Source organism: Roseofilum sp. KMC-1 (assembly GCF_057802075.1).
Genome location: NZ_CM173605.1, coordinates 4,579,336 through 4,601,752 on the forward strand (window position 1 = coordinate 4,579,336; position 22,417 = coordinate 4,601,752).

The 22,417-nt window shown below is 44.1% G+C and carries 17 protein-coding genes and 1 pseudogene; 6 read left to right on the forward strand and 12 right to left on the reverse strand.

What is annotated here, in order from left to right; genetic code table 11:
• Positions 1 to 39: 39 nt before the first annotated feature.
• Positions 40 to 627 carry an NUDIX hydrolase gene (locus AC3FZD_RS21085; protein ID WP_488737911.1) on the reverse strand — a complete coding sequence of 196 codons (588 nt, stop codon included), beginning with the start codon at positions 625 to 627 and terminating at the stop codon, positions 40 to 42.
• Positions 628 to 760: 133 nt separating this feature from the next.
• A complete protein-coding gene (locus tag AC3FZD_RS21090; RefSeq protein WP_488737912.1) occupies positions 761 to 1,078 on the reverse strand; it encodes a P-II family nitrogen regulator in 318 nt (105 codons plus the stop codon).
• Positions 1,079 to 1,857: 779 nt separating this feature from the next.
• Here AC3FZD_RS21090 and AC3FZD_RS21095 point away from each other — a divergent pair.
• Both AC3FZD_RS21095 and bicA read left to right on the forward strand, forming a co-directional pair.
• Positions 1,858 to 2,970, forward strand: coding sequence for a sodium-dependent bicarbonate transport family permease (locus AC3FZD_RS21095; protein ID WP_488737913.1), 1,113 nt, complete (start codon positions 1,858 to 1,860; stop codon positions 2,968 to 2,970).
• A 443-nt stretch (positions 2,971 to 3,413) separates the two neighbouring features.
• A complete protein-coding gene (bicA, locus tag AC3FZD_RS21100; protein ID WP_488737914.1) occupies positions 3,414 to 5,144 on the forward strand; it encodes a bicarbonate transporter BicA in 1,731 nt (576 codons plus the stop codon).
• Between the two features lie 77 nt (positions 5,145 to 5,221).
• Here the strand turns inward: bicA and trxB are convergent, their stop codons facing one another.
• Positions 5,222 to 6,583: a thioredoxin-disulfide reductase gene (gene trxB / locus AC3FZD_RS21105; protein ID WP_488737915.1), complete on the reverse strand. Its 1,362-nt coding sequence runs from the start codon at positions 6,581 to 6,583 to the stop codon at positions 5,222 to 5,224.
• A 107-nt stretch (positions 6,584 to 6,690) separates the two neighbouring features.
• Here trxB and AC3FZD_RS21110 point away from each other — a divergent pair, with 107 nt between their 5' ends.
• The 3 genes from AC3FZD_RS21110 to AC3FZD_RS21120 all read left to right on the forward strand — a co-directional run bounded on the left by AC3FZD_RS21110 (position 6,691) and on the right by AC3FZD_RS21120 (position 11,133).
• Positions 6,691 to 8,010, forward strand: coding sequence for a methyltransferase domain-containing protein (locus AC3FZD_RS21110; RefSeq protein WP_488737916.1), 1,320 nt, complete (start codon positions 6,691 to 6,693; stop codon positions 8,008 to 8,010).
• 126 nt (positions 8,011 to 8,136) lie between these two features.
• The gene (locus AC3FZD_RS21115; RefSeq protein WP_488737917.1) at positions 8,137 to 8,697 is read left to right on the forward strand and encodes a type IV pilin-like G/H family protein; all 561 of its coding nucleotides are present in this window, start codon (positions 8,137 to 8,139) and stop codon (positions 8,695 to 8,697) included.
• Positions 8,698 to 8,907: 210 nt separating this feature from the next.
• Positions 8,908 to 11,133, forward strand: a complete 2,226-nt coding sequence (locus AC3FZD_RS21120; RefSeq protein ID WP_488737918.1) for an O-linked N-acetylglucosamine transferase, SPINDLY family protein — start codon at positions 8,908 to 8,910, stop codon at positions 11,131 to 11,133.
• A 30-nt stretch (positions 11,134 to 11,163) separates the two neighbouring features.
• Here the strand turns inward: AC3FZD_RS21120 and AC3FZD_RS21125 are convergent, their stop codons facing one another.
• The 5 genes and pseudogenes from AC3FZD_RS21125 to AC3FZD_RS21145 all read right to left on the reverse strand — a co-directional run.
• Complete coding sequence (locus AC3FZD_RS21125; RefSeq protein WP_488737919.1) at positions 11,164 to 12,711, reverse strand: glycosyltransferase; 1,548 nt, start codon at positions 12,709 to 12,711, stop codon at positions 11,164 to 11,166.
• A 42-nt stretch (positions 12,712 to 12,753) separates the two neighbouring features.
• A complete protein-coding gene (locus AC3FZD_RS21130; protein WP_488737920.1) occupies positions 12,754 to 13,149 on the reverse strand; it encodes a tetratricopeptide repeat protein in 396 nt (131 codons plus the stop codon).
• Between the two features lie 126 nt (positions 13,150 to 13,275).
• Positions 13,276 to 14,073 (reverse strand): hypothetical protein, encoded by a 798-nt coding sequence (locus AC3FZD_RS21135; RefSeq protein WP_488737921.1) that lies wholly within the window; start codon positions 14,071 to 14,073, stop codon positions 13,276 to 13,278.
• On the reverse strand, positions 14,048 to 17,005 hold the full coding sequence (locus tag AC3FZD_RS21140; protein WP_488740400.1) for a glycosyltransferase family 4 protein: 2,958 nt from the start codon (positions 17,003 to 17,005) through the stop codon (positions 14,048 to 14,050). Before AC3FZD_RS21140 ends, AC3FZD_RS21135 begins: the two co-directional genes overlap by 26 nt.
• A gap of 603 nt (positions 17,006 to 17,608) precedes the next feature.
• A pseudogene (locus AC3FZD_RS21145) lies at positions 17,609 to 18,055 on the reverse strand (class I SAM-dependent methyltransferase); the annotation flags it as partial.
• A 445-nt stretch (positions 18,056 to 18,500) separates the two neighbouring features.
• Here AC3FZD_RS21145 and AC3FZD_RS21150 point away from each other — a divergent pair.
• Positions 18,501 to 19,058, forward strand: a complete 558-nt coding sequence (locus AC3FZD_RS21150) for a Uma2 family endonuclease (RefSeq protein ID WP_488737922.1) — start codon at positions 18,501 to 18,503, stop codon at positions 19,056 to 19,058.
• Between the two features lie 88 nt (positions 19,059 to 19,146).
• Here the strand turns inward: AC3FZD_RS21150 and AC3FZD_RS21155 are convergent, their stop codons facing one another.
• The 4 genes from AC3FZD_RS21155 to AC3FZD_RS21170 are packed head-to-tail and all read right to left on the reverse strand — an operon-like array spanning position 19,147 to position 22,392.
• Positions 19,147 to 19,716 carry a Uma2 family endonuclease gene (locus AC3FZD_RS21155; protein WP_488737923.1) on the reverse strand — a complete coding sequence of 190 codons (570 nt, stop codon included), beginning with the start codon at positions 19,714 to 19,716 and terminating at the stop codon, positions 19,147 to 19,149.
• 25 nt (positions 19,717 to 19,741) lie between these two features.
• A complete protein-coding gene (locus AC3FZD_RS21160) occupies positions 19,742 to 20,212 on the reverse strand; it encodes a tetratricopeptide repeat protein (protein ID WP_488737924.1) in 471 nt (156 codons plus the stop codon).
• A gap of 59 nt (positions 20,213 to 20,271) precedes the next feature.
• Positions 20,272 to 21,687 carry a bifunctional orotidine-5'-phosphate decarboxylase/orotate phosphoribosyltransferase gene (locus AC3FZD_RS21165; RefSeq protein ID WP_488740401.1) on the reverse strand — a complete coding sequence of 472 codons (1,416 nt, stop codon included), beginning with the start codon at positions 21,685 to 21,687 and terminating at the stop codon, positions 20,272 to 20,274.
• Between the two features lie 24 nt (positions 21,688 to 21,711).
• The gene (locus AC3FZD_RS21170) at positions 21,712 to 22,392 is read right to left on the reverse strand and encodes a hypothetical protein (protein WP_488737925.1); all 681 of its coding nucleotides are present in this window, start codon (positions 22,390 to 22,392) and stop codon (positions 21,712 to 21,714) included.
• Positions 22,393 to 22,417 lie beyond the last annotated feature (25 nt).

Genomic DNA, 22,417 nt, shown 5'->3' on the forward strand with positions numbered 1-22,417 from the left:
GAATTCAGAGATAACACCCATTCCTGACTCTCAATTCCCCTAACCCTGTCCATCAGGGTAGGGGGTTTTTGATCTTCTAAATCCTCGATCACGCCATTCCTGAAGCACTGCGCGACATTGTAGACAGATCAAATCTTGGTCAAGTTGATGGACTCCTTCGGGAGTATGGGGATAGACCGCGCCAAGGCGATCGCTCTCTATGGTAATCTTCGGATCGATCTGAGCCACACAGCCATACAATCTCTGATTAGAAAACGAACTATTAATCAGCCATCCTTTTTCATTGAGTAATTGAACCTTTAAAATTCCTTGCTCTCCAATCCCCAATTCACGCTCAAGAATCTTGGGTACAGCCTCCAAAGGACTTCCCTCTTGGCTCACCCGTCCCCCAGGAAAATCCAACGTAACGCTCTGAACTCCTGGACGATACTGGGGTACAGGCAGGATTAAATTCTCCCCTTGAAGGGTGACAATGACCACTGAATCCGCTTTTTCTACTCGCCAATAATCAACGACTTGACCTTGATTATCCTCTAGACGCTCTCCAATCAACGTCACCCACCCAGAAGAAATTCTCACTAATGAATTGAGGATTTTCCAGTTTTGATCGGATTGAGGTTGCTGCATTGGGTCTCTCAGCCTACATTATCATTCATCATTAAAGCAACATGAACTTAGTGGTGCAGAAAACCTCTCTATCTCATGATGAGACCCTTGGCCGTAGACCACAGAGTTTTCTGAACCACTAAGGGATTTTGAATTAGAACTTGTGCGCGTGCAGAACCTCCATCACATCACAGATATAGGCGATGCCCGAATAATCATCGAAAAACCGTGATGCGACCTCATCCGAAATCTTCACAGCCATATCCCGATTGGGGGTGAGAATCTCAAACTTTACATTCGAGTAGGAATCGCTAACGCTCGGTTGTCCTGATGACCGCACGCCCCGACTACCTTTACCCCCAGCAGGCACGACCGTATAACCGGTAGCCCCTGCTTCTTCGATGATCTTGCCGACTTTTTTTTCCAGTACCTTTTCTGTGACAATGACGAGTTTGCTGGCCTTCTGGGTCATATGGGTTACCTCTTTATGCGTGTAATCAGTGAACTACACAGAAACTCAGGAAAACGGCAGCACCAGGCGCTATCACAGCGATCCGAGTCAACGAAAGGAATGGTATTACCTTCGCCTGCACGTTGCGTAATAGCGCGGTTGCTATAATCAGCACGATAGCATCATCACCATCGATCGGTCAATAAGTTTCAGTTATCAAAAATTCGGCAAGTTTGAGACAATATATTGCTCTAGCAGTAGAGTCTCTTCTTGGTTGATGAGGACATCGGTATCGAGCCAAACTCTTATGCAGTAAAGGTTTAAGGGTTTAGTGAAGCCTATATCAAGTGGCGGGTGGCAGGTGAACTCCTTCTTCATACCACTCACTCAAGGGCTTAATCGATAGCTCACTAATAGAGGTCTGCTGGCGGTATCAGTCCTAGACTCCAAGTCCAATGATAATCAAGGAAGCGCAAATCAGCAAAAAGACGCAATTACAGTCATTTTGCCCTTTGGCAAAGGGACTATCCCATGGAGAAAACTCTGTGATCGCACTGGCCTATTAACCAGAGTCCGGCAGGACAATATAAAAGAAAAACTTATCATTTCAATTTGAGATTACGTTACTAGGAATTGCAAAAATCTGTGCATTTTAGGATAGAGTTAAACAGATAGAATTAAATTCTTGATAGATTATTATCTATAGAAGAAGGTGCAAAACATTTATCACCTTCCCAACCCGTTCAAAGCTCACTCATCACAATAATCACCCCTCGTAGAGGAGGTTGAAGGAGGTATTTGTGGATTTTATTTCCGATTTCTTGACCGGCTTTCTGTCCCAGTTACAGTCGCCAACACTTGGCTTTCTGATTGGTGGTGTGGTCGTTGCCGCAGTCAATAGCCGACTGGAAATTCCCGATGCGATCTATAAGTTTATCGTCTTCATGCTGCTGATCAAAATTGGACTGAGCGGCGGCATTGCAATCCGCAACTCCAATCTGGGAGAAATGCTATTACCCGCCCTGTTCGCTGTGGTCATGGGCATCTTGATCGTATTCATCGGGCGCTTCACTTTGGCCAATCTGCCGAAGATCAGAGTCGTGGATGCCCTGGCAACCGCAGGCTTATTCGGTGCGGTGAGTGGTTCAACCATGGCGGCTGCCTTGACACTACTGGAAGCCCAAGGCATAGAATATGAGGCCTGGGCTGCTGCCCTTTATCCCTTCATGGATATCCCTGCACTGGTGACGGCAATCGTCTTAGCCAGCGTTTATACCAAGGAGAAACGGGACAAATACCTCACAGAGGAAGAATCTCTGAGCAAGCAGCCCGTTGCCGTAGGTGGCTATTCCAGCGATCAAGGGATTATCGCCAGTGGATATCCTAGCAAGGAGCATGTTCCAGGAGGCGATCGCGTCAAGATATGGCCCATCATTGAAGAAAGTCTCCAGGGATCTGCCCTATCTGCACTGTTGCTCGGCCTCGGTCTAGGCCTGCTAACCCGCCCAGAAAGTGTCTTTGAAAGCTTCTATGAGCCACTCTTTCGCGGTCTGCTGTCCATCCTGATGATGATCATGGGTATGGAAGCCTGGTCAAGACTCGGTGAACTCCGCAAGGTCGCCCAATGGTATGCCCTATATGCCCTGGTTGCTCCCATAATCCATGGTTTCATTGCTTTCGGTTTCGGCCTGATTGCCCACTACGCCACAGGATTCAGCCTTGGTGGTGTCGTAATTCTCGCTGTCATCGCTTCTTCGAGTTCTGACATCTCAGGGCCGCCTACCTTACGAGCTGGTATCCCGTCGGCCAACCCTTCCGCCTACATCGGTGCATCCACAGCCGTAGGCACGCCGGTTGCGATTGCCTTGTGTATACCGCTCTTCATCGGACTTGCTCAGGCATTAGGCGGTTGAATCCTAGACGGGTTGGGGTCTGCCGGTGCTTCTGCCCAGCGACCAACGCGGCGGCTATGATGTAGAATCTAGACCCCTTCCCTACCTTCACTCTCCTTTGATTAATATGGAATCCTTACAAAAAACGGCTACCCAAAAAGCCGGGGTTATGACCCCGGCTTTTTGGGTTTGATAGGCTTGGTTATCATCATCTCTTGGATTTTGGCAGGCTATTTACCTCGATCGCATCTTTGACTTATGCTATGGCTCATAGCCCAGAGACTTGACATACAAAATCTATCGATTTACTTCTACTATGCGATTTTTTAGGGTAATATATAGAAAGTCTCAAGATATCTTAATAAATGCATAGATTAAATACTATGTATTCAAAGAGAGCTTAAATCCCGTTAGCTGTATATCAATATACAGATTTTTTGCTACCAAGGAAAACCGGTTCCAAAATGAAAGTCTTTAACCGAATCAATTTTAATAACCTACAGGGCGATATCTTTGGCGGTCTCACTGCCACAGTAATTGCCCTACCAATGGCCCTAGCCTTCGGGGTCGCCTCTGGTGCAGGGCCCCAGGCTGGACTCTATGGTGCAGTTTTGGTCGGCTTATTTGCTGCCCTATTTGGGGGTACTCCTACCCTAATCTCTGAACCTACCGGGCCCATGACTGTAGTCATGACCTCGATTATTGCCCACCTAGTTGCCAGCCACGGTCAAGAACAAGGCTTGGCCATGGCATTTACCGTAGTCATGATGGCGGGGGGATTTCAGATTCTCTTTGGAGTCCTGAAGTTGGGTAAATACGTGACCCTGATGCCTTATACCGTGGTTTCTGGGTTCATGTCTGGGATTGGTTTAATCATGATCATCCTGCAATTAGGGCCCTTCTTAGGTCAGGCCAGTCCCAAAGGCGGTGTGGTCGGAACTTTGCGCTCCTTACCCGATTTATTTGCCAATATTCAACCGATGGAATTGAGTTTGGCTGCACTAACGGTAGGGATTCTGTTTTTCACTCCCTCAAAAGTTAAGAAATTCGTTCCTCCCCAACTGATTGCCTTAATTGCTGGAACACTCATTTCTGTCATTTTCCTAGGAGGTACAGACCTGCGGCGGATTGGTGAAATTCCCGGTGGTTTACCGAGCTTACAATTACCCATGTTCAGCTTTGATGTTCTCAGAATCATGGTGGTTGATGCTCTGGTTCTAGGGATGCTCGGATGTATTGATGCCCTCTTAACTTCTGTGGTTGCTGATAGTTTAACCCGTACCCAACATGATTCTAATAAGGAATTAATTGGTCAAGGTTTGGGTAATATTATGTCCGGTTTATTCGGAGGGATTGCTGGTGCTGGGGCCACCATGGGAACGGTGATTAATATCCAAACGGGAGGACGTACTGCTCTCTCTGGTGTGATTCGTTCAGTTACGTTACTCTGTGTGGTTCTGTTTGCTGGTGGATTAACCCAAAATATTCCCTTGGCTGTATTAGCAGGGATTGCCCTGAAAGTGGGTGTTGATATTATTGATTGGAGTTTCCTCAAACAAGCTCATAAGGTTTCTTTGAAAGGGGCCTTGATTATGTACGGGGTGATCGGGTTAACGGTATTCGTAGACTTGATTGCTGCGGTTGGAGTTGGGGTTTTTATTGCGAATATCTTGACGATTGAGCGCTTAAGTGAACTCCAGTCCAATGATGTGAAAACGATTACGGATGCTGATGATGCGATCTTGCTCAATGATGAAGAAAAAGAACTTCTCGATCGCGGAAATAACCGAGTGTTACTGTTTCACTTAAGCGGGCCGATGATTTTCGGGGTGGCTAAGGCCATTTCTCGTGAGCATACAGCGATGGAAGACCATGATATTCTGATTGTTGATTTGACAGATGTACCGGTGATGGGTGTTACCTCTTCTTTAGCGATTCAAAATGCGATTGAAGATGCTCTCGATCAAGGTCGTCAGGTGATGATCGTGGGTGCTATGGGTAAGGTGAAACAACGGTTAGAAAAGTTGGGTGTGTTGGCAAAATTGCCGCCCCATCATCTGTTGGTAGATCGTACAGAAGCTTTGCGTCAGGCAATCGCCTTGTTAGACCATAAAAAACAATATCAGTCTGAGGATAATGAGGCTTCTAGTATGGCTTCTTCCTCTGATTTTTCCCCTTCTTCGATGAATACTTGAATTCAATAATTATGTAGGGTATTTCCGGCCGGAAATACTCTACATATCTTATTTGTAGGGATTCATTCCCCAGTAACCTAAAGGCTGCTTTCAATCACTTGGCGATACTGACTTTTGGGTTTCACGCCTTTGAGTTCTTGCACTAATTCCTTATCTTTGAAGAGTTGTACGGTGGGAGTGCCAGTAATTCCTGCATTTTCGGCAATGTCTGGATCGGCTTCGATGTCAATTTGGATATAGTGAATTTTAGAGTCAAACTCATCGATAACTTTGCTGAGAATGGGTTTGAGACTGTGACAGGGGCCGCAGGTGGGGGAGGTATACAGAACCAGTAGGGGGCGATCGCTTTCATGGAATAATTTCCGTAGGGCATACCCTCCCTTATGCCGTGTTTCCTCCAGCTTAAACGTCTCTTCTGTATCCGCTTGCGTCACCGTTGGAGCCGCTTCTGATGGCTTTTCCCCTTCTTCCTGCTTAAATTCTTGACCTAAACCTTGAACCGATAACCACCGCTCGGCTAACATGGCTCCCATACATCCCGTTCCAGCAGCAGTAATGGCTTGGCGGAATTCATGGTCTTGCACATCACCAACGGCATAAACCCCTTCTACACTGGTTTGTACCCCATGTTGGGTAATAATATAGCCCACATCATCTAACGCTAATTGCCCTTGGAATAGTTGGGTATTGGGAGTATGACCAATGGCATAGAATAACCCCCCCGCAGGTAGGTCTTTCTCTTCTCCAGTTTGGTTATTCTTGACCTTCACACCGCCAAATTTATTCCCTTCTCCATAGACATCGACAGCTTCTGTATACCAATGAACGGTAATTTTAGGGTGAGCCAGTACCCGGTCTTGCATGGCTTTAGAAGCTCTCATTTCGCCCTTTCGCACCAGCAGATGAACATGGGAGCCATATTTGGTTAAATAGACCGCTTCTTCTGCTGCGGTGTCTCCACCCCCAATGACCACCAGTTCTACACCTTTGAAAATGGGAGTCGCTCCATCACAAATGGCGCAAGCGGAAATGCCATTGCTCCAAAATTCCTGCTCGTGGGGAAGATTCAGCCGTTTGGCCGTTGCACCGGTGGCAATCACAATAGTATGAGTCTTCAACTCTCGTTCGTCCGATTTTACCGTAAAAGGGCGCTGACTTAAATCAACGGAAATCACGTCTTCCGTATACAGTTCCGCTCCCCATCTGATGGCTTGTGCTTTCATCCTATCCATCAGTTGCGGCCCGGTGATACCATCGGGAAAACCGGGGAAGTTCTCCACTTCTGTGGTGGTCATCAGTTGTCCCCCCGGAATTCCCCCCATCTGATACCCTTCAAAAACCACGGGTTTGAGGTTGGCGCGACCTGCATAAATGGCGGCCGTAAACCCGGCCGGGCCGGAACCGATAATCACTAGATTCTCGACTGTGGAGTTGCTCATGGGCTAACTAAACTCATAACGACTCCGTTTAGTATAGCCCATAAAAGGTGTAAAAATCTGAGTTGAGAGGGATATACAGGTTAAAATTAAGCGGAAAGATTAAGTCAATGGTGGGTAACCCAATGGAAGATATTGATAAGATTCGAGATCAATTTAATGCTCTCCCCTATTATAATGCTCCTTTAGCCGCAACCCCTAAAGTAGATTACTCTTCCCTCTATATTCATAATATGGTGACGGCATTTTATCGGCGAGATCAAAAAGTAATTGACACAGCCGGTAAAGTGATTTTAGATGCTGGATGCGGCAGTGGATATAAGTCTCTGACCTTAGCTGAAGCCAATCCTGGAGCTAAAGTTGTGGGCATCGATCTATCTGAAAAATCAGTTGAAATTGCTCGCGAACGGCTAAAGTTGCATGGGTTTAAGGATGCTGAATTTTATGTGATGCCCATTGAGAAAATTGAGAGTTTGGACTATGAATTTGATTATATCAACTGTGATGATGTTCTTTATTTAGTGCCTGATACCTTGGAAGGGTTGAGATCTTTTAAGTCGGTATTAAAACAAGGTGGAATAATTCGAGCTAACTTGCATAGTAAAATGGGCAGACAAAGCATGTTTAGAATGCAAGAAATTTGGCAAAGAGTGGGATTAATGGATGGTAATCCTAAAGAGGAAGAAGCAGAGCTAGTTAAAGCTACGATGAGAAATTTAAAAGATAAGGTTTTCAGTAAACAAATCTGTTGGGGAGAACGATATGAAAACTCAGATCAGTTAATGTTTTCTAATCATCTTTTGCTCGGAGATAAAGGCTTTAGTATTCCTGAAGTGTTCACTTTATTTAGGGAAAGTGGTTTGGAATTCTTCGGTATGGTGAAGTGGAAAGAGTGGGATTTATTGGATTTATTCCAAAATGTAGATGAATTGCCGATTGATATCCTGTTCAAGCTCTCGGAGATGCCGATAGAAGAGCAATTTCACATTCATGAGTTATTGCACCCTGCAAGTCGGCTGATTGATTTTTGGTGCGGACATCCTCAAGAGGATAGTCAGATCGTAAGGGTTGAGGAATGGACAGAGGAGCATTGGCATCGGGCAAGAGTTCATTTGCACCCCCAACTGAGAACGGAGGCGTTAAAGCAGGGGGCGATCGCCTCTATTACCCAAATGAGCGCCCTACCCTTATATGAATATCTCTCCATCGACCCAGAGATTACGCCTTTGGTCGATAGTGTGGTCATGAGTATGCTGTTACCCTTGATTGATGCTTCCTACACTTTTAGAGATTTGGTGGGGCGATCGCAAAGGCTCTATCCCGTCGATCCAGTCACTGGAGAAGAGATATCTCTCTCCCAAGCGACTCAGAAAGTCAAAGATTTGCTCATCCCCCTGTACGAGATGGGCTATGTATTGCTAGAGTCCTAACCCGATCCGGAAAAATCAAAAAAAAAATTTGATCGGGGTGATATGAAAGCAGAATGGGATGGGTAAGCTATAGTCAATGGAGTTAGAAGTCTTAGTTCATCCACCCCCAAGGAGAAGTAGATCATCATGAAGACTGAATTTAGAACCAAGTTCCTGCAACACCTGATTACCAAGAAAGAAGATGAAGGCTTTACCCTGATTGAGCTGCTGGTCGTTATCATCATTATCGGTATTTTGTCGGCGATCGCTCTGCCTTCCTTCCTCAACCAAGCCAACAAAGCCAAACAATCTGAGTCCAAGCAATATGTAGGTTCCATGAACCGCCAGCAACAAGCTTTTTACCTAGAAAAAGGTGGATTTACCTCAACCCTGGGAACCTTGGGTCTAGGTATCAAAACGGATACTGAAAACTATGTCTATACGATTAGTGGAGCTGTTGGTCAAGGTATCGCCCAGATCAGTGGTGGTACTGCTGTAACCAACATCGGACAAACGAAGATTGCTACCTTGAAAACCTACATCGGTGGCGTACAAGCAGCAGCGGTTAAAGAAACCAGTGAAGCAACCACTTTAGCCGTATTGTGTGAAAGCGACAAAGTAACCATGGCTGCTGTAATTACTAGCTTTACAGCCCTAGACGGAACAGGTCCTTCTTGCCCCACTGGCTGGTCTGACTTGTCCGGTTGATGAATTGACTGGCTTAGAATTGGTGGTGGTGAAGAGCAATAATCAATCAATACAGCTATACTCACCACCCGCCTTGCTAATGGTTTTGTGAAAAAAACGATTATCCTTAAAAATCCCTAGAAGCCTACAAAAGAGGCTTTTAGGGATTATTATTAAGGGAGAGTAAAGGGCATTAGCTCTTCCTTAATTTTCTTCAAATTCATATTTACTATGCTACAAACACCAACGACAGAGTTAGAGCAACAAGCATTAGACTATTTCAACATAGGGAAGTATGAACAAGCGATTACGCTCTATGAACAAATGGTGGAAATCAATCCAGAAGCAAGACAGGGATATTGGTATCTGGGATTAGCCTTACTTCTTCAAGGCCAGGAAGTAGAAGCGCAAGTGACATGGATGCTGGTGATTGGAGAAGGAAATGAAGCAGAAGTCGAACAATGGACACAAGAATTAGTAGAAATTTTAGTCACCGAAGCCAATCGCCAAGAGGAAAAAGAGGATCTTCAGTTAGCCTGGGTGGTGCGTCAGCATCTTCGTGAAATTAGTCCAACTGATATTAATAATCTGCTCAAACTTCTCCAATTAGGTCTTAAGTTAGAAGTCCTAACGGAAGAAGAACTTGATCAGATGGAGATTATTTCGATCCTAGAAACCGATCCCGAAATTCTAAATCTTGATTTTAGCCTTTTGCTGCAAACCTTAAAGTTATTCTTAGATGAAGCACCCCTCGATCCGTTCTTACCCCAGTTAGCAGAAGCGAGTGTAAACCATGTTCTTCGCTACCAATCATTAGCTTTTGTTGATATCCTTCTATTTGCTTGTGTTAAAATTTGTCAAACCTTACAGCGGCCTGATATCGCTGTCCAGCTCACTGAAATTGCGCTGAAAACTGCCCCAGAAAATGTAGAAATTTTACGGCATATATCAGCCTATTATCAAACCGTACCGGATTATGAGAAAGGCATTGAGGCAGCAGAGAAAGCATTTGCTTTTTCTACAACTCAAATCGATAAAATCATCAGTTATTACATAAAAGTTAGGGCATTGATGGGGTCAGGAGGCTATTGGCAAGAATCCCTCAATGTGGCCCATCAACAAGCAGAGTTACTTCAGTCCCTGAATCTAGATGAAGCTCGTAATTATGATATAGAAACCAATATTCGCCTGTACACCACCGCTTATTTCTTTCCCTACTTTGAAGATCGGGCGGAAAATAATCGTCAAATTCACAACAATCTAGCTCAATTCTGTCAGGCAGGAATTGAGTTTCATGCCCAGGAAAAAATTCAAACCTATCGCCAAAACTGGAATCCGCCCACTGAAGCCCATAAGCGTCTCAAAATTGGTTACTTATCCCATTGTTTTAGTACCCATTCTGTCGGATGGTTAGCCCGATGGCTTTTTGAACATCATGACCGGGAAAACTATGATATTTATGCCTATGTGGTCAACTATCGATCGCAGGTCATCGATCCCTTACAGCAATGGTTCATCAATAATGTCACTGAAGCTCGTAAATTAGGTCTCAAGTATAATGAAGTTGCGGATCAAATCAGTGAAGATCGAGTGGATATTTTGGTCGATCTTGATAGTTTAACCTTGGATTTATCTTGTGCTGTTTTAGCCATGAAACCCGCTCCTATTCAAGTAACTTGGTTGGGATGGGATGCTCCAGGTATTCCTACAGTAGACTATATGATCGCCGATCCCTATGTATTGCCCGATCGCGCCCAGGATTACTATAGTGAGAAGATTTGGCGACTACCACAAACCTATGTGGCTGTAGATGGCTTTGAAGTCGGTGTTCCGTGTCTGCGCCGAGAAATGCTGGATATTCCCAATGATGCCATCCTTTATTTTAGCTCCCAAAGGGGGTATAAGCGTCATCCAGAAACGGCGAGATTACAATTAAAAATTATTAGAGAAGTTCCCAACAGTTACTTTTTAATTAAAGGATATGGGGATCAAATTGCGATTCAGCGATTCTTTCTGGAATTAGCCGAGGAAGAAGGCGTTTCAGAAGATCGCTTAAAGTTTGTTCTACCTGCTCCTTCGTCTGCCATGCATCGAGCCAATATGGGCATTGCTGATGTAGTTCTGGATACCTATCCTTATAATGGAGCCACGACAACCCTAGAAACCTTGTGGATGTGTGTTCCCCTGGTAACTAGAGTAGGACAACAGTTTGCTGCGCGAAATAGTTATACCATGATGGTGAACGCAGGAGTAACTGAGGGGATTGCTTGGACAGATGAAGAGTATGTGGAATGGGGGGTTCGTTTCGGTATGGAACCTGAACTGCGGCAAAAAGTCCATTGGCAGTTGAGTGAGTCTCGTAAAACCTCACCCCTGTGGAATGGTAAGCAGTTTGCCCAGGAAATGGAAAAGGCCTATCGACAGATGTGGCAACGCTATGTTGAATCAGCCGGTTAGGGATCATTCCAGAAGCTAGGCGGCTTTCAGTTAAGAGGAAGAAGGAAATAGGGGTAGATCTTGCAGTTTTCGACGTGCGATCACCTCTTGATTGTCATATTTTAGAGCAATGCGAGCGTGCAGGTGATATCGTAGAACTTGCCACTGAGAGGAATTTAGAGGCTCTAAAAGTACAATAGCCGGTTCATTATCCGGTGAGGACTCTACAATTTCTTCGGACATCAACAGATCAAAGCTGATGTGAGATAAGATTTCAGTGGCTTCTTCTGGGGTAATGTCTGTAGTATCAATCAGGAGAGAAATTTGGGGGCAATCGCCGTGATTAAAAACCGCTTTGAGTAACTCAGATAAATCATCATACAACTGAGATTTAGCCCTTGACCAATCTGGAAATGCAATTAGGTTAATTGCTCTTAATTCAAAAGGGAGAAACTCGCCAACTGTTTTAAATCCCAATATCTTCAAAAATCTCAAAGCAGTTGGCACAGGAGAATAATGCTCCCAGGCCCATTCTCGGCCAGCTTGAGAAATGTTGTTAAGGAGATTTGGCTCACTAGCAATTCGATCGACTGCTTCTTTCATCTGGTCAATATCAATACCGATATAGTGTTTCCAATTTTCTGGCATCACTGGCAACTCTACACCATACTTATCAAAATCCATATGAAACGTGACACATCCAGCCGCTAGAGATTCCCAAAAACGCCAACTATCCCACCAAGTAACATAAGGGAGTTTCGTGGCCGACTGAGGAACTAACCACCCAGCAAAAGCAGCACAAGCTTGGTGACTTTTTAGACGCTGATAATATTGGGGATGATGACGATGACCCGTTTGCTGCCAGTGCAATAAATCATAGGATTCAGAAGGAGCATTATCAGAAGTATCAATCGTTTGATTCACCGAAAGAATCAGTTCAATTAAAGGCAGAAAGCGATCGCGCATGACCAATCGCAGGGGGCAATCTGCCCAAATTACACCTTTTTCAGCGATTAAAACGCCTTCATCAATTTTTTTGGGCAAATTAACCACCAATAAACAGTCTTGATAGACGCGATAATTAAACAAAATAGAAGATTCCCGTGCCGAAAACTTGATGGAACTTTCTGTAGCGTCTAAAATGCGATTCGAGAGTCCAAAAACCCAAGGCACAAAATTGCTAGGATTTTGATTGCGACTGTGACAGTGGGTTCGGAAAATAAAGTCAAATTTAGGAATATTAGCTTCATTTACAGATGCCCGCAGTCCATCCATATCATCTAAATAGATGGTCAGGTAGTTGCGCTGGGGTTGCAATATGGCTTCAGGTAAGGCAGGATGGGGACTAAAAGCCCAATTCTTATCCATGATCGCGATGGAGCAATCTTGAGGATGAATATCAGGATCGTGGGTAAATAGGTACTCTTGTCGATCCGGTGAAGTTAACCAGTAATTCAAATTAGAATAGACGGGTATTCCGAGGGCTTTGAATCCTTCTGCTAAACAAATAGCCAGGTGAGGAAAACTACCTTCAACAACATAGAAGTAAACCGTACAAGGCTGAACTTTATTATCCGGATTTTCAGGTTCAATATTCATTCTATTCGTAAGCTACAGTCGAGCAAAAAAAATTCTTAAAAATTAGGGTGATTCATTAGCGGGTGATGGACTTGATTCATCTGGTTTAGTCGTATTGAGTTGCTGTTGAAGTTCCTTATAAAGAGTTTGATAAGTAGTGTCTTCTGGAGCAATTTTGATCAAAGTTTCTAGGGGTTTGACCACCCCTTCAAGGTTATTCATTTGTAGTCTAACCATGACTAAACCTTCTAGAGCTACTTTGTTTTCAGGTTCTCGTTCTAAAACAGTTAGGTAACCTCGTTCTTGACTTAAGAGCTGTTCTTCTACTGTCAGAGTTTGAGTCTCTGAAGAGGGATTGGGTCTGGGAGGGGTGCGAAAGAGTCTAGTAGTAGCCAAAGCAGTAGAACCAAAGAATGCAAGCGCACCAAAAATAGCAAAAAAGCGTTGTAAGTTAGTCATGGTTTTATGTAAATTGCTGCTAAAAAGTAGAGGGACTAGAAATCCGTTGTGGGCAGTTGATAACTTTAGAATACCCCAACTGAAGTAGATAAAAATCAGGAGAAGGAACTAACTGGTCAATCTGGGTTAGGGGGAGGGAGGTAGAATAAGCTGATTAATCCTACCGTCTGAATCCAGGATAACACGACCCCCAAGTTCTTCCATCTTGGAAATTGCCCTCTGGCGTGTTTTGTCATCTGTTGCATTAAATAGCACAAGCTGCCAAGCTTGAAATTGCGCTTGTTTACTGTCTGGATTCTCCTGTAAAAATGCTGCGGTGGAACTAGACAGTTGAGCGATAAACTGACTCTCTGAATCAGAATATTCACTAGCCCATTGGGCCGCCTGAGCAAAGGACTTTTCTGCTGCTTCTCCATCTCCAAGAAACAGGAGTTGGTCAGTGCCTAAGTAACGCCAAATATAGTAGGAATGCTGGGGATCTTTGGGATTAAGAGACTGTAATCCTTTTTGCATCATTTCTACGGAGAATTCAGGTTTTCCTAAATACAAGGATACACTGGCAGACATGCCAAAATAAGCGGAAATAAATCGGGGGTCTTCATGAAGGGCGATCTGAAAATATTCAGGAGCTAAATCATAACCAGTTTGATCGCGGGCTGGATCGTCTCCAAAATAGATGAGAAATTTAATAAAGCTCCAATTGGCAATGAGATTATCAAAGCCAAAGTTGGGCAAAACCTGGAGTAATTGAAGTTCGATCGCTTCTTGAGCGACTTCTTGCTGGAGTTGTTGTAGCGATCGCTCACTGGAAGCGACTTTAAGACGATTCAATTTAGGCAATTGTACTGAAACAATAGCCAGACAACAGAGGATCATTAGCCCTGCTGTTGCTACGGTGTTAGTCCACTGTCGCTTCATCAACATGGAGATCTCCTAGCTCGATAACCGGAATAGTCTCTACCTGAGATAAGGCGATCGCCTCCTGATTTTCATCCTCTAGCCGAATTCGCCCCCGTAATTGAGGAATTAAAGCTGACCATTGAGCCTCACTTAAGTCCCCCAAAACGACTTCCGGCCCTTCATCTACCTCCATACTCTCTTCCATCAGCAAATTCATCGCTATACTCGATAGAAGCAGATTGGCATCTTCGGCTTCCATACCACTATGATCGATCAATAAGGTCATTTTAGCGCGATCGCCATGACTAACTAGACCTTTAATCAGCTCCTGCAAGACTAACCCAGTTTTTTCTTCCGGTTGTGACCAATCTGGAAATACGATTAAATTGATCTCTCGGAGATTGAGATGAGCCAACGTAGCCTTTAGTAGGGCTGAACGCATAGTATTAGCCATTTTCTGCCAAGAGAACTGCTTCACTTGTGCTAAACCTTTAGCCATCAATGAGCGACGAACACTAGGTTTTTGCACTTCACAGAGTTGTTCTGCCAAACCCTCGACATCATCCGGTTCAACATAGATAACAGCATCTCCCCCAACTTCTGGCAGAGAAGCATTCGCACAGGTAATGACCGGACAACCACAAGCTAAGGCTTCTGCTACTGGCATTCCGAAGCCCTCATACACGGAGGGATAAACCAAAGCCACTGCCCCAGAATAGGCTATTCTCAACTCTTCATCTGGGAGAACCAATGGATGTACCACAGTCCCTGAAGCATATTGTCTGTAGTCATTGCCGAGGGTTAAACCACTACCTGTGCAGACAATTTCAAAGCCTTGTTTGCTGTGTAGTTGGGCAAACGCTCGGAAAAATAGGATGGCATTTTTATAATTTCCACCCGCACCCACCAGCAGAAAATAAGGCTTAGTAATCCCATATTTGTATTTGAATTCATTGATTTGGGCGGTTGTTGCTGGCGTAAATGTGGGAGAAACACCGCAATGAGCTACGGTAACTCGATCGAGGGTAATCTCTGGGAAAAATTTGACGAGATCGCGGGCAGTGCTTTCAGAAATAGAAATGTAGGCATCTGCATGACTGATGGCATGGTGTTTTTCACGCCACATGGGTTGATTAACATCTGCTCCTAGGACTTCTGGAATCATGTCATAGGCCATGAATACAGAAGGGGTTGATAGGGGAGTCGTATAGTAGGTAGAAATGAATAGATCTGCCCCTTCGCGATCGCAAACTTCCTGAAGCATTTGTTTGTCCGCTTCTGTATTGTTGTAGTCATAAGCTGGAATTGTTCTCGATAGGATTCCAGGCACTTGGGCAGTGTTAGCTCGATCGAGTAATACTATATGGCCAGCAAAGTTCGTTTTAGCCCATTCTGCCAGTAGCGATCGCCAGACCCGCGCAATCCCTGTATTATAAAGCTGGAAGAACACGCCATCTATGACTATGGTCGGCGATCGCTTTTCAACTGGTTTCAAGAGTTCTGAGAATTGAGGTTGCAAGAATTTCCAATTTCCTTCAGTTACCTCTTTCTGGACTAAGGGAACGATACCCAATGACTCAGCCCGATCGACCCTTGTCTCATCTCCCACCCATGAAAAATAATCACGCAAATAAACCGGGAACTGAGATACTGACTGTAGCGACCTCCACTCGTTAACCGCATTTTGATAGCCATAATACTGCTCTTTAAAGCGCAATTGTTCAGCAGTCACATAAGCAAAATGCTGAAACACCAACCCCTCTTTCTCCGTTTCATCATGAGTCAAAGGATTAAGAGCCGCTATATTTTGAAATTGTCCCTCAGATAAAGGCTCAACCAATATCGGCGGTTCATGGGCTGCCCAAACATATCCCGGCTTAAATCTCCAAGTCCGCAACCAATCCTGTCTTGGATTTTGAGTGTAGCAGTTACGGGTGCTTATAACCAAATTTTCTCCAACAAAGTACCAGCACCAGTAATAGGCTGCTGTTTTTTCTGGATTTCTGATGAACAGTTTCCGACTACTACAAATCTGCTCTAATGTCCATATTTCGTCCACATCTATCTGCCAAAGCAAGCATTCTTCTTGAATGTTGGCTAAAGGAGCATTCACCATTTCTCGCTTGCCATCCCAGAATTGCCCCTCTGGTTTTCGGTAAATTGTGATATTTTCTGGATACTTTAATTTGAGTTGATCTAAATATTCTGATGTTCCATCTTTGCTCAACCCTTGATTATGAATCTCATCCGTTACCTTCCCGCCAAGCTTCACACTCCAACTCGTATCATGTTTGAGGTCAGCGACTCCTTCAATAATATGCCAATGCCATTTAAAGGGAAGTTGTTTGACAATATCGATGTGGTAGCGAATAAATGGTTCGCCGTTAAGGACAATAGTGAAAAAATGGATGGGGATATTGGAAGCTTGGTTAGCTTTTTTTTGTTTGTTTTTTGCAAAAATAGAATATCCATTACGCACCAACAAATTATAGCTAATTAAGTCATAGTTTGGATCTGCTAATAACCTGCGATGGCTTCGATAGTTTTTGAAGGTATTAATATCATCAAGCATGATCCACTTTGCGCCATATAATTGATTCAGTTCTACGCTACCTGTAAACTCAGAACCATCTATTAAAACTGCATCAAACTGATCTATGTTATTTTCTTGCTTTATAATCTCAATTCCATTTTGACTTAATCCAGCTTCTCTCAAATATGTTTTATCTTCATTCAGCCACTGTAAAACCAAATCAAGGGAGTAACTATTTAATCCAGTTTTGTAGTTTTGATAAAAATCAGATACTTCTGATTCTTGTGGGAAATCATCTATTGAAACTGATGACACATTATAGGGCTTAAAAAAAGATTTATTCTGATATCTTTCCCTCAGTTTTTTGAATCTAGATTTAGATACTTCTATAGAAAATAACCTTGGTTTATGAGGGTTTAGCATAATCCCTTTGACTAATGCTTCTGTGCTACCTTCTCCCGATGATGCCCCAATCTCTAGTATGGTTTGCACATCTTGGGTTCTAGCAATTCGTTCAATTTGTACATAGAACTCATCATTTTTTATTTCCGGTGCAATGATTTTCTGTAGAGAATATTTCTCAAAACCTTCTTTGTTTTGCTCAGTTAATCGAGCTTGAGGCTTTTCTAGAATAGTCAATAAACCATTGTTTTTGAATGATTTTCGACCTGGATATAAGTTTTCTAACTTCTCTTTTATTTTTTCGTCAATTGAGCCTTCAAACATGACTTGCGTTTGAATAGATTTAAATGGACTAGCTTCAATAAAACCCAGATAATCTTCCGTGAAATAACGATTAATATGAGGTGAACTATAAACATAATATACAATTAAGTCGGCTGTTTCTTTATCTGTATGTTGATATAAGTAACGGCATAGCTCTGGAGGTCTCATCAATAAATGTCCCCAAGGTGGAATGGGTGAATTGCCAAACTCGAAAACCTGGCCAGAGCGATCGGTTATCTTGGGTAAATGATGCCCATCATGAGATGACCATATGGGTGCAAATAGTGAGAAGAGTTTTCCACCCGGCTTTAAAGCCAGAAACATCTTATCTAAGGCAGCCGGTAATTTATGAATATGCTCAAAAGTGGCAATGGAAAAAATCAGATCGTATTTTTCGTAATATTCTGGAGGTAAATCTTCTATATTGGCTAAGAAAAAATTATATTTTTCTAAAGTTCTGTCCTTAAATCCTAACTTAGAAATATCCTTGAGATCGTAAAGAATGGTTCCTGTATGAGATAATCCCCCTGCTTCTTTTAAAGACTCTTCATACTCTGGCGTTTCTATTCCTGACCAAGATTTTACATGAAGATAGTCAAAAACGAATTCTGGAGGGAGACTTCCCCCTACTTCTAAAACATCTTTTCCAGCAAAACCAACTAACTCTTGACAGATATGGGCAAAAGAGACATGATAGCTGAGATTAAACTTACTTTGACATTCGGCAATATTTGATTCACTTAGCATTGTTTCTTTTACCCGATTCTCAATTGAAGTCTGTTTTATGTTACTGAATTAGTATTCCCCATTTGCTCAGGAAAGCGATCAGATTCATTTACCTTAGCTTGAGTTTTAGCCAGGCGATCGCCCCCTACCAAATCGCAGTCAAATCCAGGGAGAAACCTTTCCCGTTCTTCTGGGGTAAGATTATGCCAACGCTCTTTAGCGATCCAAGCGACATCCGGAGAGCGATCGCTGCCATTGGGTAAATGAAACCCAGTGGAAGATGCGATCGAGGTTAAGAGTCATTATAAATCAAATTCTTAAATGTTTGCTACATTATTGTTCCTGAAACCCCCTATCTCCCTATCCCCCCATCCCCCCACCCTGTAACAGAGGTACTCAACAACCACTTATCAAGAGAGAGGGTTAATATGAGAGGAAACAAACAAACCCATGCGATCACGCTATCATGACCCTAGCCATTAAACCCATTACTGATGCAGAATTAATGCAACTCAGTTCCCAAAATCCCGGACTGAGATTTGAACGCAATGCCGATGGAACTTTAATCACAATGCCACCAACTGGAAAAATTTCTAGTAATCGAGAACTAAAAGCAGGTGCTTATTTATTCGCCTTTGTAGACTCTCATGAATTAGGAGAAGTTTTTAGTTCAAGTGCGGGTTTTATACTTCCTAACGGTGCGTTATGCTCTCCTGATGCTGCTTTTATTGCCAGAGAACGTCTCTCAGAGGAATGGGATACTGGAGAAGACGAATTTTGCGATATAGTCCCTGATTTTGTCATTGAAATTCGTTCTAAGACGGATAGTTTAACTAAGTTAAAAGCAAAGATGGCAGAATATATCGACAATGGGGTGAAATTAGGATGGTTAATCGATCGCATCAACCGTCGTGCTTTTGTTTATCGTGCTGATGGTTCGATTACGCAATATCCAGAGAATGCAATCCTAGAAGGAGAAGATGTGATTCCGGGTTTTACCGTCGCTTTGCAAAAAATATTGTAGTAGTTGTAGTAAAGTGGGCAATACCCACCACAACCCAACATAGTGTAACTAATTATTCGGATTTGAGATCACAATCGGCGATCGCCCCCTACCAAATCGCAGTCAAGTCCAGGGAGAAACCTGGCAAAACCTCTCCACCTGATACACTGCTGGGAGCATCTAGCACTTCTGGGGGTTGTCCGGGACGGTAAATTTCCACCCGGCGCTGTTTGCGGTTAATCAACCAACCCAGACGACAACCGTTATCGAGGTATTCTTGCATTTTGGCTTGAGTTTTGGCCAAACTATCGCTCGGAGACAGAATTTCCACAGCAAAATCGGGACACAGGGGGAGAAACTTTTCGCGCTGTTCTGGGGTAAGATTGTGCCAACGCTCTTTAGTAATCCAAGCTGCATCTGGGGAGCGATCGCTACCATTGGGTAAATGAAACCCAGTCGAAGAATCCAAAACTTCACCGAGTTGGGTTTGTTCATTCCACAGAGCCAGTTGCAGAATCAGTTTAGTATTCACACGGCCCGTTTCACCACCTGTAGGGGGCATAAGATCCAGTTCTCCCGTTGCGCTGCGTTCGAGTTTAAGCTCTGGATTTTGTTGGCAGAGTTGATAAAATTGCTCAGAGGTAAGTTGAATAATCGGATCGAGCATTAAAGTTACCATACGTCCTGACCACAGATATCGGCATTTAACTTAACCGGGCAGTACATTCAAGGATGAGGCGCTGATTCTCGATCGCATGGGGAACAATCGCCGAAGCTTGACGAAACGCCCCGATCGCCTCCCGATACTGAGCCAGAGCCGCATGACACAATCCTAACCCATGCAGCGCCCCAAAATGATGCGGATTTAAGCGCACCACCTCCTCACAATCGGCGATCGCCTTGTAATACTCCCGACGCATATAATATAATACCGCTCTCCGGTTCCAAGCCTCCGCAAAATCTGGCCAATCCCGAATCACTTCCGTTAGCACCTCTTCTGCCCTGTCAAATTGACCCGCATCCAAGACTCTCTGAGCCTGTTGCAGCCGCTTTAAACCCATCATCCCCTTCTGATTAAACCAGCGCCGCCATAGTTCCTGAATCGCTTGTTCGCGCACAGGTTCGGAGTCACTCTGGAGATCGGATAGCAAACCATCTAATTCTGGATCGCGCATGGTTTTCTACGAGGGTCTTTCTTTCTAGTGTATTACCCTTTTCGAGTTTTGAGCAAAATTCAGATCTGTTCGCTCATCAAGGACTCAAACTGATCCCCCGTAATCCGTCCCCCTTCTTTCAGCGTTTGGGCAATTTCCGATAAAGTTAAAACCGAATGGCCGCAATAGCCCTGTTCTTTCAGTTTCTCTTTCACTCCCCGCTCATGATCGATAAACACCACAATATCTTCAACTTCTAAACCCACAGATTTAAGTTTTGCCGCTCCCTCCATGGCACTGCGTCCCGTAATCAAAATATCCTCAATCACCACCACCTTTTCACCCGGTTCAAAATGACCTTCAACTAACCGTTTTGCCCCATGATTTTTCACCTCTTTGCGAGGATAAATCATCGGATGTTCTAGGCGCAAGGCTAACCCAGTCGCTGTCGGTAAGGCTCCGTAGGGAATTCCAGCAATGCGGTCAAACTCTAAAGTCTTCAAAATATCAGCATAGGCGCTGACAATTTGATGGAAAATTTGCGGTAAAGAAATAATTTTTCTCAGATCAATGTAGTAAGGAAACACTGCACCAGAAGCTTGTACATGATCGCCAAAGGTGATGCAGCCAATATCATAGAGTTGCAGGATTAAATCTCGATAGGGCGTAGCCTCCAAGAAACAGACATCGGGAACCCATAGCTCACAGGTAGGACGACCTTCAAGTTTTTGTTGTCGTTCTTGATTGATTTTGTCCCGTAAATTAGCGATCGCCTCCCTAGGATTATCCTCTGCGAAGATTTCCGGAGGAATCGGCAGTAATAAGCCATCCCCACTGCCATTCAAACCCGCATCTAAAATTTCTGTTACATCCGGGAATATACTATCATAATCCGTCAATAAAATCAACCGTTCTGGAGCCGCTAAACGGACTTGCGCCAACACATCCGGCATCACTTCTCCTAAAGATAGGGCAACTCGATCCGGTGTGCCCCAACTTTGGGCAGCTTCGACAAGATGGAGATAGAGAGGGGTATCGCTATGGGGATAATCTTGGAGAACAGAGCCGGAAGGATTACCAGTATAACAGAGGACAAAAACCAGGCGATCGCCATACATCAAAAACGGAGCTACTTGGTCTAAACCCGCATAGGGCAATACCGTACACCCATCCATTTGCCAAGTTTCAAACACCAACCGTGCAAACCCCGTACTCGTCTCTAAATCGCTATATTGGGCATCAAGGATAATGGGAATCGATAGGGGAATCGATCGCCGGATCGATTGCAGTAAAGCTATGCCCTCAGCCCCTAAAATTTGATAAGCACCCAAATTCAAGGTATAGGCACAAACAAGATCCTGAGTTTGGGCAATTCTCTGCTGTAAATCCTGCTCTAAATCCTCAGTTACTAACCGCTCCCAATCCGGATCGAGATTCGCGTAGAGCAGACTATCCGTTTTCGCGATCGCCCCTTCATACTTCTGCCAAAAACCCATCATCCCTCCTGCTCAAACCGTACCCTAGTATACTCTGCCTCGATACACTCGTTTATGACGCGCTTTTTCCGAATTATTTTGTCCTGGTTTTTGCACAGAAGGTACAGGTTGCAGATGAGGGGGACTCTCTCCCTTATGTTCAGATGCAGCAAAGGCATTAGAAGCAGTCTCCAAGGCATCTTCAGGCTTCAGGGCACTCTCCAGGGAGGGAACCGATAAAGATGGGCTATTTTCCATGTCCTGTTTTAAGGCAAGTAGACAGGAAACCAGAGGATCATTATAAATGGTTAATCCGCCCAGAGCCAATAGGACTTTTTTGATGCCCGCAATCACTTTAAGCGCTAGGGTATCAGCTTCAAAAGGAGGCAGGATCTCGATCGCTCCATAGGCGATCGCCGCTTGTCGTTGGGAATGAGTCACTTCTGGATCGGTACTTTCTAACAGAATCACCGGGATTTCTGGATCTCGATCTTGGCAGCAGCGACAGAATAGATCTGGCTCTAAATCTGAAGTTTGTCGATCCATCAGAATAACCACCGGTTGCGGATGACCACTAGATTGGATCTCTTCTAGCATTTCCAATACCTTGGCGGCAGATGCTGCCAGGATCACTGCCAAGTTTTGGCAGATTAAAACTCTTTGCCATATCCACCGTTGGAAATCGGAGGGTTGACATAAAAGAACAGTCGCTCTTGGATTAGTCATAGAAGGATTAGACAAATGGATTCAG

Excerpts from the sequence above, each read along its gene's own strand:
- AC3FZD_RS21085 (WP_488737911.1), bottom strand. The coding sequence starts at position 627 with ATGCAGCAACCTCAATCCGATCAAAACTGGAAAATCCTCAATTCATTA.
- AC3FZD_RS21090 (WP_488737912.1), bottom strand. The coding sequence starts at position 1,078 with ATGACCCAGAAGGCCAGCAAACTCGTCATTGTCACAGAAAAGGTACTG.
- bicA (WP_488737914.1), top strand. The coding sequence starts at position 3,414 with ATGAAAGTCTTTAACCGAATCAATTTTAATAACCTACAGGGCGATATC.
- trxB (WP_488737915.1), bottom strand. The coding sequence starts at position 6,583 with ATGAGCAACTCCACAGTCGAGAATCTAGTGATTATCGGTTCCGGCCCG.
- AC3FZD_RS21110 (WP_488737916.1), top strand. The coding sequence starts at position 6,691 with ATGGTGGGTAACCCAATGGAAGATATTGATAAGATTCGAGATCAATTT.
- AC3FZD_RS21115 (WP_488737917.1), top strand. The coding sequence starts at position 8,137 with ATGAAGACTGAATTTAGAACCAAGTTCCTGCAACACCTGATTACCAAG.
- AC3FZD_RS21120 (WP_488737918.1), top strand. The coding sequence starts at position 8,908 with ATGCTACAAACACCAACGACAGAGTTAGAGCAACAAGCATTAGACTAT.
- AC3FZD_RS21125 (WP_488737919.1), bottom strand. The coding sequence starts at position 12,711 with ATGAATATTGAACCTGAAAATCCGGATAATAAAGTTCAGCCTTGTACG.
- AC3FZD_RS21130 (WP_488737920.1), bottom strand. The coding sequence starts at position 13,149 with ATGACTAACTTACAACGCTTTTTTGCTATTTTTGGTGCGCTTGCATTC.
- AC3FZD_RS21135 (WP_488737921.1), bottom strand. The coding sequence starts at position 14,073 with ATGTTGATGAAGCGACAGTGGACTAACACCGTAGCAACAGCAGGGCTA.
- AC3FZD_RS21140 (WP_488740400.1), bottom strand. The coding sequence starts at position 17,005 with ATGCTAAACCCTCATAAACCAAGGTTATTTTCTATAGAAGTATCTAAA.
- AC3FZD_RS21150 (WP_488737922.1), top strand. The coding sequence starts at position 18,501 with ATGACCCTAGCCATTAAACCCATTACTGATGCAGAATTAATGCAACTC.
- AC3FZD_RS21155 (WP_488737923.1), bottom strand. The coding sequence starts at position 19,716 with ATGGTAACTTTAATGCTCGATCCGATTATTCAACTTACCTCTGAGCAA.
- AC3FZD_RS21160 (WP_488737924.1), bottom strand. The coding sequence starts at position 20,212 with ATGCGCGATCCAGAATTAGATGGTTTGCTATCCGATCTCCAGAGTGAC.
- AC3FZD_RS21165 (WP_488740401.1), bottom strand. The coding sequence starts at position 21,687 with ATGGGTTTTTGGCAGAAGTATGAAGGGGCGATCGCGAAAACGGATAGT.
- AC3FZD_RS21170 (WP_488737925.1), bottom strand. The coding sequence starts at position 22,392 with ATGACTAATCCAAGAGCGACTGTTCTTTTATGTCAACCCTCCGATTTC.